15 protein-coding genes are annotated in these 12,972 nt (G+C 42.4%); all 15 read left to right on the top strand.

Going from position 1 to position 12,972, the window contains the following annotated elements:
- Window positions 1–427: pantothenate kinase (locus tag Q8865_09105; GenBank protein MDP4153576.1), on the top strand; the 427-nt coding region annotated here is incomplete at its 5' end.
- Between the two features lie 24 nt (window positions 428–451).
- A complete protein-coding gene (locus Q8865_09100; GenBank protein ID MDP4153575.1) occupies window positions 452–1,735 on the top strand; it encodes an aminotransferase class I/II-fold pyridoxal phosphate-dependent enzyme in 1,284 nt (427 codons plus the stop codon).
- Window positions 1,736–1,752: 17 nt separating this feature from the next.
- On the top strand, window positions 1,753–3,183 hold the full coding sequence (gene purB, locus Q8865_09095) for an adenylosuccinate lyase (protein MDP4153574.1): 1,431 nt from the start codon (window positions 1,753–1,755) through the stop codon (window positions 3,181–3,183).
- 127 nt (window positions 3,184–3,310) lie between these two features.
- On the top strand, window positions 3,311–3,613 hold the full coding sequence (locus Q8865_09090; GenBank protein ID MDP4153573.1) for a metalloregulator ArsR/SmtB family transcription factor: 303 nt from the start codon (window positions 3,311–3,313) through the stop codon (window positions 3,611–3,613).
- On the top strand, window positions 3,601–4,620 hold the full coding sequence (locus Q8865_09085; GenBank protein ID MDP4153572.1) for a permease: 1,020 nt from the start codon (window positions 3,601–3,603) through the stop codon (window positions 4,618–4,620). Before Q8865_09090 ends, Q8865_09085 begins: the two co-directional genes overlap by 13 nt.
- A gap of 12 nt (window positions 4,621–4,632) precedes the next feature.
- Window positions 4,633–4,977, top strand: a complete 345-nt coding sequence (locus tag Q8865_09080) for a thioredoxin family protein (GenBank protein ID MDP4153571.1) — start codon at window positions 4,633–4,635, stop codon at window positions 4,975–4,977.
- 50 nt (window positions 4,978–5,027) lie between these two features.
- Window positions 5,028–6,086: an ACR3 family arsenite efflux transporter gene (arsB, locus tag Q8865_09075; protein MDP4153570.1), complete on the top strand. Its 1,059-nt coding sequence runs from the start codon at window positions 5,028–5,030 to the stop codon at window positions 6,084–6,086.
- 84 nt (window positions 6,087–6,170) lie between these two features.
- The gene (locus Q8865_09070; protein ID MDP4153569.1) at window positions 6,171–6,626 is read left to right on the top strand and encodes a C-GCAxxG-C-C family protein; all 456 of its coding nucleotides are present in this window, start codon (window positions 6,171–6,173) and stop codon (window positions 6,624–6,626) included.
- 203 nt (window positions 6,627–6,829) lie between these two features.
- Entirely contained in the window at window positions 6,830–6,961 is a 132-nt protein-coding gene (locus Q8865_09065) for a hypothetical protein (GenBank protein ID MDP4153568.1), read from the top strand.
- A gap of 494 nt (window positions 6,962–7,455) precedes the next feature.
- Window positions 7,456–8,109: a hypothetical protein gene (locus Q8865_09060; protein MDP4153567.1), complete on the top strand. Its 654-nt coding sequence runs from the start codon at window positions 7,456–7,458 to the stop codon at window positions 8,107–8,109.
- A 6-nt stretch (window positions 8,110–8,115) separates the two neighbouring features.
- On the top strand, window positions 8,116–9,969 hold the full coding sequence (dxs, locus tag Q8865_09055; GenBank protein MDP4153566.1) for a 1-deoxy-D-xylulose-5-phosphate synthase: 1,854 nt from the start codon (window positions 8,116–8,118) through the stop codon (window positions 9,967–9,969).
- Window positions 9,970–9,976: 7 nt separating this feature from the next.
- Entirely contained in the window at window positions 9,977–10,771 is a 795-nt protein-coding gene (locus Q8865_09050; protein MDP4153565.1) for a TlyA family RNA methyltransferase, read from the top strand.
- 19 nt (window positions 10,772–10,790) lie between these two features.
- Window positions 10,791–11,630, top strand: coding sequence for an NAD(+)/NADH kinase (locus tag Q8865_09045; protein ID MDP4153564.1), 840 nt, complete (start codon window positions 10,791–10,793; stop codon window positions 11,628–11,630).
- 21 nt (window positions 11,631–11,651) lie between these two features.
- Window positions 11,652–12,098 (top strand): arginine repressor, encoded by a 447-nt coding sequence (locus Q8865_09040; GenBank protein MDP4153563.1) that lies wholly within the window; start codon window positions 11,652–11,654, stop codon window positions 12,096–12,098.
- 14 nt (window positions 12,099–12,112) lie between these two features.
- Window positions 12,113–12,972 (top strand): AAA family ATPase (locus Q8865_09035; protein MDP4153562.1); only part of this gene is annotated, 860 nt, incomplete at its 3' end.

Genomic DNA, 12,972 nt, shown 5'->3' with positions numbered 1-12,972 from the left:
GATGCTTCATATCGGGAACATTGACGATATAGTTTCTACAGCTCAAAGCGGTGATCTTTCTAAGATTGATCTGCTGATAAGCGATATAACAAGTGAAGAAATGCCGACACTTAATCCTAATGTTACGGCTTCGAATTTCGGCAAGATAAGCGATCTTGCAACTAAAAACGATATGGCTTTAGGAATCATGAATCTTGTTTTTCAGACGATCGGAATGCTTGCTGTTTTTGCGACAAAGGCCGTTGGAAGCAAAAATGTAGTTTTAACAGGCTTTCTTGCCACGGTTCCACAGTCGGAGATGCTTTTCAGACAGCTTGAAGAAATGTTTGGAATTACATTCAAAACCCCCGATCATGCGGAGTTTGCGACAGCTATTGGCGCCGCACTATGCAATTACAAGAACTATCCGTTAACGGAAATTAAATAATTTATTACATATAGGAGAGATAATATGGCAAGCTACCTTGAATTGTCAAAGCCTGAGGCAGAGCGTTTATATGAAGAGGCTAAAAACAGTTATGAAAATTACAAAGCCATGAATTTAAGGCTTGATATGTCTAGGGGGAAACCCTCTTCAAAACAGCTAAGTATTACCGACGGCATCCTGACCGTTCTTAAAAGCGGGGAAGACTGCTATAATGAAAACGGATTTGACTGCCGCAACTACGGTCAGCTCGACGGCATTCCGGAAGCTAAAAAACTGTTCGGTGATATCATCGGCGCAAATGAAGATGAAATAATAATTGGTGGCAATTCAAGTTTGAATCTTATGTACGACGCACTTGCAAAAGGTATGACAAATGGTTTTTTCGAAAGCAGCCGCCCATGGGCAAAAGAGGATAAGATAAAGTTCTTATGTCCGGTTCCCGGATATGACAGGCATTTTACTGTCTGCGAATCGTTCGGCATTGAAATGATAAACGTTCCGATGCTTGAAGACGGACCCGATATGGATATGGTTGAGAAACTGACGGCATCTGATCCGCTCATCAAGGGCATCTGGTGCGTGCCAAAATATTCAAATCCGGAAGGCAAGACATATTCTGACGAGGTTGTCCGCCGTTTTGCAAGACTGAAGCCTGCCGCAAAAGACTTTAAGATCTTTTGGGATAACGCTTATGTTATCCACGAGATATATGACGAGGGCGACAGCCTGCTTGATATTCTTGAGGAAAGCAAAAAAGTCGGCACAGAAGACCGCGTATTCATTTTTGCGTCAACCTCTAAGATAAGCTATCCCGGCGCGGGCGTTGCGGTTGTTGCCGGCAGTGCAAAAACTATCTCTTATTTTAAAAAGCTTCTTTCGGCTCAGACCATATCATTTGATAAACTAAACTCTCTTAGGCATGTACGCTATTTCAAAAGCGCCGACGGTATGCGCAAGCATATGAAACTGCACGCTGCTGTGATTCGTCCAAAGTTCGAGCTTGTGCTTAAAATGCTTGACGAACAGCTTAAAGGAATAGGCATTGCGGACTGGATCAAGCCGAGAGGCGGCTATTTTATAAGCCTTAATACTTTGAACGGCTGCGCGAAACGCACCATTGCGCTTGCGAAAGACGCAGGCATAACAATGACGCCTGCAGGCGCTACATATCCATACGGTAAAGATCCGACCGACAGCAATATACGTATTGCGCCGACCTATCCGCCGCTTGACGAGCTTAAGACAGCGATGGAGATATTCATTCTCTGCGTAAAGCTTGCTGCGCTTGAAAAAATTCTCTCTAAATAGCGAAAGGAGCATCCGTTTTGTCAAAGATATACGAAAGCCCATTTAATACCCGTTATGCAAGTCCCGAAATGATTGAACTTTTCAGCAGCGATACAAAGTTTAAAACTTGGAGAAAGCTTTGGGTCGTGCTTGCCAAAGGCGAGAGGAAACTGGGACTTCCGATCACAGAAGAACAGATTTCAGAGCTTGAGGCGTTTAAAGATACATTAAATCTTGATGTTGCCGAAAAGCGCGAAAAAGAGGTTCGCCATGATGTGATGGCTCATGTCTACGCTTACGGACAGCAGTGTCCGAAAGCAAAGCCTATCATCCACCTAGGCGCGACGTCATGTTATGTAGGCGACAACACCGATATAATCGTGATGCGTGAAGGCCTTAAAATAATTCGCAGGAAACTGCTCAACGTCATATCGAAACTTGCAGGTTTTGCACTTGAGTATAAGGACATGCCTGCCCTTGCGTATACGCATCTACAGCCGGCTCAGCTTACTACAGTCGGAAAAAGAGCGACCCTTTGGATAAACGAGCTTATGCTCGATCTTGAGGATCTTGATTACAGGATAAAGAACCTTAAGCTGCTTGGGCAGAAGGGCACGACCGGCACACAGGCAAGCTTTCTTGAACTGTTTGACGGCGATCATGAAAAAGTCAAAGAGCTTGAAAAATTTATTGCAAATGAGCTTGGATTTGACGCATGTGTCCCTGTTTCGGGGCAGACTTATTCCCGTAAGGTAGACTCTCAGGTGCTTTCTGTTCTTTCCGGCATTGCGCAGAGCGCATATAAATTCAGCAACGACCTTCGTCTCCTTCAGAACTTTAAAGAGATGGAAGAGCCGTTTGAAAAAAGCCAGATCGGTTCCTCTGCTATGGCTTACAAGCGCAATCCTATGCGCTGTGAGAGAATGGGGGCACTGTCACGCTATGTCATAGTTGATTCGCTTAATCCCGCGATAACCGCCTCGACACAATGGTTTGAGAGGACTCTTGACGACTCTGCAAACAAGCGCCTTGCAGTAACAGAGGCGTTCCTTGCAGTTGACGCCATACTTAATATATACATGAATGTTGCCGACGGACTTGTGGTTTATCCCAAAATGGTTCGCCAGCGCGTTATGAGAGAGCTGCCGTTCATGGCGACTGAGAACATACTTATGGACGCTGTTAAAAAAGGCGGCGACAGGCAGGAACTTCATGAGCGCATCCGTGTTCACTCTCAGGCGGCGGCTAAAGTCGTAAAAGAAGAGGGCGGCGACAACGACCTTATAGACCGTATTTGCGGCGACAGCGCATTTGGACTTTCAAGAGAAGAGATCGACACAATACTTGACCCGTCTAATTTTATAGGCCGTGCAAATGTGCAGACAAAGGAATATATAGACGAATATGTTCGTCCGATTCTTAACGCCAACAAAGAAATCCTCGGTGAAAAAGCAGAGCTTAATGTTTAAAATATAAAGATTAAAATCCTTCAAGACTTATGATCTTGGAGGATTTTTTTGATTTGACATATTGACAAAAATCGATATGAAACATATAATAAAATATATCGATAAATTTAGATATGAGGTATATAAAATGGACGCTAAGTATATTGAAAACGCTAAAGTATTTAAAGCGTTTTGTGATGAAAATCGTTTAATGATTCTGGAAATGCTTCAAAGCGGCGAGAAGTGTGCTTGCAGGATTTTGGAGGAAATGCAAATCGTTCAGTCAACGCTGTCACATCATATGAAGATATTAGTTGACAGCGGAATAGTTTCTGCAAGAAGGGAAGGAAAATGGACTTATTATTCCTTGTCCGAAGCAGGAATAAAATATGCAAAAGAACTGCTAAGTGATTTGACTGTTTTAAAACCCGGGGAGGAATGCAAGTGCTGATAGTAAAAACGATATGGGACTTCTTTCAGGTGCAGATTCTCGGAATGAAATGGCTTAATGCTTTGCTGGGTCACTTGATTTCTGCATCTGGACTTGACGTTAGCGAACGCTTAGGCGGCAGCATCCAATTTTTTATTTATGATACGATCAAAATATTTGTTCTTCTGTCATTTCTGATTTTTGTTATTTCATATATTCAAAGTCATTTTCCGCCGGAGCGAACAAAGAAAATTCTTGGACGTTTTCGTGGCATAACTGCAAATTCGCTTGCTGCACTGCTGGGTACAGTTACTCCCTTTTGCTCGTGTTCTTCGATTCCGCTGTTTATCGGCTTTTCAAGCGCAGGTTTGCCTGTAGGCGTGACATTTTCATTTCTAATTTCATCGCCGCTTGTGGATTTAGGATCATTGGTTTTGCTTATGAGTATATTCGGCGGGAAAATTGCTGCATCTTATGTAATAGTTGGGCTTGTTCTTGCTGTTATCGGCGGCACATTGATTGAAAAATTCGGCATGGAAAAGTATGTTGAGGATTTTGTCAGATCGGCAGGAAATGTTGAAATCGACAGCCCTGATTTGACACGGAAAGACCGCATTAACTATGCAAAAGACCAGGTTAAGGCAACAGTTAAGAAAGTTGCGCCGTATATTTTTATCGGCGTTGGCATTGGCGCTGTGATTCACAATCTTATTCCGGAAGCGTGGATTCAGTCTATTTTAGGAAGCAACAACCCGTTCTCGGTGATACTCGCGACTTTGGTAGGCGTTCCGATGTATGCTGATATTTTCGGGACTATACCCGTTGCTGAAAGCCTTTTTTTAAAGGGGGCGGGGCTTGGCACAATCCTCTCGTTTATGATGGCTGTAACAGCATTAAGTCTGCCATCTATGATAATGCTGAGAAAAGCTGTTAAGCCGCAGCTGCTCGGCGTTTTTGTGGGCATTGTAACTGTTGGGATAATAATTATTGGATATTTATTCAACGCATTTCAATTTTTATTTGTATAATGGAGGTTTATTATGAGTTTATTTAAGAAAAAAGAAGAGAGTAAAACGTGTTGCTGCGGTGGTGACTGCAATGCTGAAACAATGGCCAAAGCGGAAGCTTCAAAAACTGAAGGAGCAGCTGTAAAAATTCTCGGCTCCGGCTGTAAAAAGTGCAATGAACTTGAGGCGAATACTAAAGAAGCACTTAAACAGCTCGGCATGGACACTGACATAGATCATGTTACTGACTTTGCAAAAATAGCGGCTTACGGCGTCATGACGACGCCTGCCTTAGTTATAGACGGCAAGGTTGTCTCTTATGGGAAAGTTTTAAAAAATGATGAAGTTATAACGATATTACAAAAAGTGAGAAAATAAATAGTTTATTCTCAGAGCTATACAAATCATGCAAAATTGAGGTGGATATTATGAATAATGGGAAGAAAGCCGGGATCGGATTTCTTAATAATTTTCTTACGCTTTGGATACTGCTTGCCATGGTTGTCGGGATCGGGTTTGGCTATTTCTTTCCAACCTTTTCAAAGTGGCTGTCTGGCATTGCCGTCGGAACCACTTCAATACCGATAGCAGTAGGTTTGGTCATCATGATGTATCCACCTTTTGCAAAAGTGAACTATAAGAGTTTGACAAAAGTATTCAAGGATAAAAAAGCATTAACAGTATCTATTATTTCAAGCTGGTTTTTAGGGCCGTTAGTAATGTTCTTATTATCCGTATTATTTTTTAGAAATGAGCCTCACTACATGGTTGGACTCATTATAATAGGGATATCCACCTGCGTCGCTATGGTTATTATATGGAATGACCTTGCCGGAGGAGATAACGAATTTGCAGCGGCACTGGTTGCATTAAATGCTTTATTTCAAGTGTTTTTTTATTCAATATACGTGTACTTGTTTGTCAAAGTGGTTCCCGGTATGCTTGGACTAAAGGGAGAAAATATCCACGTTTCTATCGGTCAGGTTGCCTCGACTGTAGCAATTTACTTAGGGATACCTTTTATTACAGGAATGCTGACGAAATTGCTCTTGGAGGAAAAAAAGGGCGCAGAATGGTATCAAAAAGTTTTTGTACCGAAAATCAACCCAATTGCATTAATAGCACTTCTGTATACGATCGTTCTGATGTTTTCTTTTAAGGGAAAATATATCGTAGAGCTTCCAATCGATACAGTAAGGATTGCTTTACCGTTAGTGATTTACTTTGCGATAGTATTCTTTCTGATGTTTTTCATATGCTATAAATTCGGCTTTGGGTATAAAAAGACTGTAGCTATTTCCATGATTGCATCCAGCAATAATTTTGAACTTGCAATAGCTGTGGCTGTAGGAGTTTTTGGTATTGAATCAAAAGAGGCATTTACTGCCGTTATAGGGCCTTTGATCGAGGTGCCTGTTATGCTATGTCTTGTTAACGTCGCACGATTTTTCGAGAGAAAATATTTTAGAAAATCACCAAATACGTAAACACTTTATGCATAAGAATGCGTGGGCGGCAAGGTCGAATCTTTTGGCAAAATTTAAAAATATAAGATGTATGAAGGTAATAATATGGACAAATCAGGTTACGCAGTAGAATGTTTTAGCAACGGATGCAATTGTACACAAGCAGTATTTACTGCATATTGCACAGAATACGGGATTGACAAAAAACTTGGCTTAAAACTAGCTTGCTCTTTAGGAGGGGGGATGGGGCATACTGGACAAGTATGCGGAGCTGTCTCTGGCGCATTGCTAGTTTTAGGTTTAAAATATGGACAAGATAATGTTGAAGATAAGCGTTCAAAAGCAATGAACTATCTAATAGTACAAGATTTTATATCCAGATTTAGAAAGCTTAACGGGTCAATTAACTGCACAGAATTACTTCACTATGATTTAAGCGAAGAAAACCAATTAAGTGCCGCAATAAAAACAGACGTATTCAAAACATTGTGCAGTAAATACGTGGGCGATGCCGTTAAAATATTAGATGAAGTTGCTTTTGAATATGATAGCCCAAAGTAGACGAAAAGTTACAAAGTTCTTAATAAAATAAACCAATAATAAGATAAGCAATTAAGAAAATCGTAAACACTTTATGCATAACACGACGTTTGTATTTGCCTTAATTCCGTATATTTTCGCATAAAATCCATTTTGCCATAAACAATTATGCATAAAATGTTTATTAAGATTGCATAAAATAATAATCTATGTTACAATACTAAATGCGGTGGTGCAGTATTCTAGTCAGAGCTTTTAATGCAGAAGACGGGCCTAAAAATTCGTCAAAGGGCACATCGATGAAACTTGTTGTGCTTGCTTCATACGCCCAGTATGGGGTGGGTGCTGCAAGGTAAGGCGATCGGGCAGTCCGTAATGGCATATGGATGTCGACCCGCTTGCCGTTGAGACCCACACACGTAGAGCATCTATACACATTTATTGTTGACGGCTGCTTTACGGTTTGGGGTGAAACCTGCGATGCGGTGCGAACAGCGCTGTGCGCAGAGTAGCCTGCCTTGAGTGGATGTCGGCGAATAAAAGATCAGGCAAGGAGGACATGGCCATGTCCGACATTGCTATTGCTTTTTGAAACCGCAGCTGCAAAAGAGGCTATGTATTAATTTGCCTGCTGAGGAAATCTCCTAGGCTGTACGCATCAAGAGGATTACAGTGCGCGCTAAGTGGCAATCGAGTAATGAACTTGGCAACAATTCATGCAAACCATTAAAGGGAAACCGCTCTTATGGCGACAGGGAGCTGGTTTGCGGGAAATCCAACTCGACCTGAAGCCGCAAGATTTACTCTTAGTGCTGCCACCGCTTTAAGTATGTTTTATTTGGAGGGCATAATGCTCACGTCTGATGACGACCCCGGCGATAACGGCACAAAAAAGGAACCGGAAAAAAGAAAAAACAGGGAAAATTTAAGGGAACGTCAGCTTCAAAAGCAGAAAAAAGACTTGAAAAACTGGACAATTAAGATAATACTCATTACGTTTGTTTTGTCTATTTCAATGTCGTTTTTTTCTAATGCTCTTTTGTCGGACACCGGTATGGTGATTGCTGCCATTACGGTGCTGTTTTTTGTTTCTCTCGGTATTTTGTTCGACATCATCGGAATCGCTGTCGCAACAGCGAATGAAACATCGTTTCATTCAATGCGGAGCAGAAAAGTCAGCGGCGCTGCCGAAGCATTGCGCCTTATTAGGAATGCTGAAAAAGTTTCTAACTTCTGCAACGATGTTGTAGGCGATATTTGCGGTATCGTCAGCGGCTCTGCTGTTGCTACGATAGTGCTTCATATTACACAGCAGTTTAGTCTTGACGAGGACAGTATTTTTGCGGTGTTTCTCGGTATGGGGGTGACCGCAGTTATTGCGGGGCTTACTGTCGGGGGCAAGGCGGTTGGAAAAGGCTTTGCGATGAATAATTCTCAGAGTATCCTTTTTGCTGTCGGCAGAGTTATGCATTTTTTCAATCGGCTATTAAAACATAAGGAATGATAAAAATTGCAATATAAATTCCTTGAAAATATAAATAAACCAGAAGATCTTAAAGCGCTGAGCAAAGACGCACTGAAGGAACTGTGTGCGGAAATCAGGGCTTTTTTAAAAGAAAATATATCAAAAACAGGCGGTCATCTGGCATCCAATCTCGGCGCTGTCGAGATGACGGTCGCAATCCACAGGGTTTTTGACTCACCACGTGACAAGATCGTGTTTGATGTTGGACATCAAAGCTATGTACATAAGCTGATCACGGGAAGACGAGAGCAGTTTGAAACGCTCAGAAAAAAGGGCGGGCTTTCCGGATTTACAAAACCTTACGAAAGCGAGCATGATCCATTCGGAGCCGGACACAGCAGCACGTCAATTTCCGCGGCGCTTGGCATCGCAACCGCAATGAAATTAAAGGGTGAAGAGGGATTTACTGTTGCGGTGATTGGAGACGGCGCTCTCACAGGCGGTCTTGCTTATGAGGGGCTAAACAACGCAGGAAGAAGCAATACACGACTTATTGTGATTTTAAACGATAACGAACTGTCGATTTCACGTAATGTGGGATCGATTGCCCAGCACCTTTCTAAGATCACATCACGCCCGGCATATTTCAGGGCGAAGGACAAAACTAAAACGTTTTTAAGCAAGATTCCATATCTCGGCAAACCGATTTACAAGTTTATACACTGGACTAAAACTGCTTTTAAAAGAGCTATCTATACCAACATCTTTGAAGATCTTGGCTTTATATATTTCGGGCCTATCGACGGTCATAATATCGAGGCAATGGCTCAGGTGATGGAGAGGGCTAAACAGACGGAAAAGCCTTCTGTAATCCATATAAAAACGGTCAAGGGCAAGGGATATGTCTATGCTGAGGACAATCCGACCCTCTATCACGGAGTGTCTGAGTTTGACGTCGACGACGGCATACATCTTTCAGTAGGCAAAAAGAATTTTTCATGCGTCTTTGCTGACGCTTTGATTGAAATAGCAAAAACCGACAACCATATCTGCGCCATCACGGCAGCTATGGCCCCCGGCGTTGGGCTGGATAGATTTCAGAAAGTCTTTCCCGGCCGTTTCTTTGACGTGGGCATTGCGGAAGGACACGCAGTAACATTTTCCGCTGGACTTGCAAAAGAGGGGATGAAGCCTGTTTTCGCCTGTTATTCGTCCTTCCTGCAAAGGGGATATGACGAGATCATCCATGATACGGCTATTCAGCATCTGCCGGTTATTTTCGCGATAGACCGTGCCGGTTTTGTAGGCGAAGACGGAGAGACACACCAGGGACTTTTTGATGTGTCTATGATGATGAGTATTCCGGGGCTTGAGATATATTCTCCATTTTCATATGACCAGCTTGAAAAGACTATTAAAAAGGCTTGCGGATCGGGGATTCCTGTTGCGGTGCGATATCCCCGGGGTGGCGAATCTATTCCGGAAGACCTGAAAGAGATCGCTGTTTCAAGTGAACCGATTTCTGCGCTTGACACAGAAAACGCCGATGTAATAATCATTTCATACGGACGTGCACTCAATGAAGCAGACTCAGCTAAAAAAATCCTTGGTCAATCCGGGATTAAAACTGGGATAGTCGCACTTTTGCAAATCAAACCTGTTGACTATGACAGGCTTTTTGATCTGACAGGGAGAGCAAAGACCATCTGCTTTGTAGAGGAGGGAATGCGCAGCGGGGGCGTTGGCGAAAAAACAGGTATAGAGCTTTATAACAGAGGTTACAAGGGCGAATATAAACTTTTAGCTGTAGATGAAACATTCGTTCATCAGGCGACTGTACAGGAACAGTATGAAATGTGCGGTCTTGACGGCAAATCGATTTCAAAAGCTCTAATGTGAGGTTTATATGGACAAAATTCGCGCGGATGTTTTACTTACGCAGAAGGGACTGACTGAAAGCAGGGAGAAAGCAAGAATCGCTATTCAAAATGGTCTTGCGACTGCTGACGGTAAGCTGATTTTAAAGCCCTCTGAGACAATTTTAGAAACTGCGTTTCTCGAGTTATCCGCGCCGCCGCTTCAGTATGTTGGAAGAGGCGGATATAAGCTTGAGAAAGCACTTCGTGAATTTAAAATAGACGTGACAGATTATATATGCATGGATATCGGAGCATCTACCGGAGGATTTACCGACTGCCTTTTGCAAAACGGGGCAAAACGCGTGTATGCAATCGATGTCGGAATAAATCAGCTTTCGCAGCATCTTGCGGCGGACGCACGTGTTGTGAGTTTTGAGAAAACGAATATAAGACAGTTTGAACGGGAAAAGATTGACGACGTTATCAATTTTATAACAGTCGATGTTTCGTTTATATCTCTTAGTCAGGTCTTCCCCAAAATATATGAATTTTTAAAGCCTCGGGGAGAAGCTGTATGCCTTATTAAACCGCAGTTTGAGGCTGGGAGATTTGCTGCAACCAAAACGGGCGTTGTTAAAGACAAAAACACGCATATCAAAGTCATAACTTCCGTTCTGAATGCCGCAAAGTTAAATAGCTTTACAGCATTAAATCTGGATTATTCGCCTATAAAAGGCGGAAACGGCAACATTGAATATTTGCTGCATATGGTTAAAGATGAAGTAAATACTGACTTTTTAGATATTACGAAGATAGTAACGGGGGCATTTGAGAATCTATAGGATTTTTCGGGGGAGAGATATGAACATTCTATTATATCCCAACAGGGATAAGGACAGCGGCCTTCTTTTTACTCAAAGGCTTTATGAGATATTAGAGGGATATGGCGCTAATGTATTCGGACACATTTCAGCAAAAGAATTAACAAATGTTCAGCTTATCAGCGACGATGAGATTTCAAATAATATTGATCTTATCGTGACTATTGGCGGCGACGGCACGTTTTTGCAGGGCGCGCATTACGCTTTTTCAAACGATATCCCTATAATTGGCTTCAACATGGGGCATGTAGGCTTTTTGGCAGAACTTGAAGTAACAGAGATCGAGCTGTTAAAGAGGGTTTTGTCTGGGGATTTCGAGATAGATGAAAGGATGCTCATAAACGTTAAGCTTTTGCGTGGCAATGAAAAGATATTTGACGAGGAATGCGTCAATGAGGTCGTGATCCATCAGGGCAATATCCCAAGGATTCTTGACATTGATTTGTCGAGAAACGGCAAAATGATTTCTCACTACAGGGCTGACGGCATGCTTGTCTGCACCTCGACCGGGTCTACGGCATATTCGCTGTCAGCAGGAGGACCTATCATAGATCCGTCCCTTAAATGTCTTTCAATGGTTCCTATCTGTGCCCATTCTATTGCTTCTAGACCTGTTATATTTGCAGGAAGCTCGAAACTTACTGTGACTTTAAGCGATATGCATGGCAAGGACGCGTTTGTTGCGGCTGACGGGCATAGTGCCGCCGAGGTAAAAGACGGTGATGTTGTGATCATTACTGAATCAAAAAAACGGCTCAAGGTGGTTAAACTCAAGGATTTGAATTTTTATGAAGTTCTGCGCATCAAAATGTACAGATAACGGTTAACAGGGGGGCAAAATATGAAAAACAGCAGGCATGCTAAGATTTTAACTATAATAAACGAAACGCCTATTGAAACTCAGGAGGAGCTTGTTGAAGCTCTTGAAAAATGCGGCTATCATGTCACACAGGCTACTGTATCGAGGGACATAAAAGAGCTTAAACTGGTTAAAATCCAGGACGGCGCGCTTTACAAATACGCATATGTGAACCAGAACAACAACGATTTTATGCTGAATAAGTACAAAAACATACTCCGTGAATCTATCATCTCCATCGATTATGCGGGCAATCTGGTTGTTGTGAAATGCCATGCCGGAATGGGGCAGGCGGCTGGCGCTGCGCTTGATTCGATGCAGCTTGGTGATATTGTCGGCTCTATTGCCGGTGATGATACTGTGATTGTAGTTATGCGCGAAACAGCTGATATTCCGGCTTATGTTGAAAAAATAAGAAAACTGCTGTAAAGGCTGGTGGCTTTATGCTCTCTAAGCTTTATATCGAAAATGTTGCAGTTATAGATAAAATGACTGTGGATTTTAGACCCGGGTTTTCTGTTTTAACGGGTGAAACGGGGGCTGGCAAATCCATCATTATTGACGCGCTCAATATGGTGCTCGGTGAGCGCGCATCTAAAGATCTTATTAGGACGGGGAATAATTCTGCTTTCGTTTCAGCATTGTTCGATATGTTTTCGACGGACGTCATCACTGAACTGTCTACATACGGCATCGAAATCGATGAGAATGGTGAACTGCTGATTGAGAGGCAGATCTCGACGGACGGAAAAAACACATGCCGTATAAACGGGCGTCCCGTTACCACTGGCATTCTGCGTGAGATTGGAAAGTTTCTGGTAAATATCCACGGACAGCACGACAATCAGTCGCTTCTTGACCCGGAAAAGCATCTTTCATTTTTAGACAGGTTTGCCGTAACAGACGAATTACTAAGCAGTTTTCAGGATGCGTATAAGAACACAGGGGAAATAAAAAAACAGATAAATGCATTAAAACTTGACGAGCATGAAAAAGCCCGCAGGCTTGATATGCTTCGCTATCAGATAAATGAGATAAACGCTGCCTCTCTAAAAGCTAATGAAGATATTGAGCTTGGGGAACAGAAAAAACGTGTCAGAAATGCTGAAAAAATATCGTCAGCGCTGAGTATGGCATACGAAATGCTTTATGAGAGAGACGATTCGGCGGCGGCACTCATTGAAACATCAAAGAATGAATTATCGGGGATTGCATCATTTTCCCGGGAAATAAATGACGCTTATCTAAAACTTGGCGAAATATCTTTTGAGCTTGAAGAAGTCACTGATACCATAAGAACAAG

This window comes from Bacillota bacterium, assembly GCA_030705925.1.
GTDB lineage: Bacteria > Bacillota > Clostridia > Oscillospirales > Feifaniaceae > JAUZPM01.
The sequence above is the reverse complement of the archived record's forward strand: the minus strand, read 5'-3'. Positions and strand labels throughout refer to the sequence as shown.

Coding starts and splice junctions, on each gene's coding strand:
- Q8865_09100 (MDP4153575.1), top strand. CDS start 452: ATGGCAAGCTACCTTGAATTGTCAAAGCCTGAGGCAGAGCGTTTATAT.
- arsB (MDP4153570.1), top strand. CDS start 5,028: ATGAATAATGGGAAGAAAGCCGGGATCGGATTTCTTAATAATTTTCTT.
- Q8865_09040 (MDP4153563.1), top strand. CDS start 11,652: ATGAAAAACAGCAGGCATGCTAAGATTTTAACTATAATAAACGAAACG.
- Q8865_09085 (MDP4153572.1), top strand. CDS start 3,601: ATGCAAGTGCTGATAGTAAAAACGATATGGGACTTCTTTCAGGTGCAG.
- Q8865_09065 (MDP4153568.1), top strand. CDS start 6,830: ATGCGGTGGTGCAGTATTCTAGTCAGAGCTTTTAATGCAGAAGACGGG.
- Q8865_09050 (MDP4153565.1), top strand. CDS start 9,977: ATGGACAAAATTCGCGCGGATGTTTTACTTACGCAGAAGGGACTGACT.
- Q8865_09045 (MDP4153564.1), top strand. CDS start 10,791: ATGAACATTCTATTATATCCCAACAGGGATAAGGACAGCGGCCTTCTT.
- Q8865_09090 (MDP4153573.1), top strand. CDS start 3,311: ATGGACGCTAAGTATATTGAAAACGCTAAAGTATTTAAAGCGTTTTGT.
- Q8865_09080 (MDP4153571.1), top strand. CDS start 4,633: ATGAGTTTATTTAAGAAAAAAGAAGAGAGTAAAACGTGTTGCTGCGGT.
- Q8865_09060 (MDP4153567.1), top strand. CDS start 7,456: ATGCTCACGTCTGATGACGACCCCGGCGATAACGGCACAAAAAAGGAA.
- Q8865_09070 (MDP4153569.1), top strand. CDS start 6,171: ATGGACAAATCAGGTTACGCAGTAGAATGTTTTAGCAACGGATGCAAT.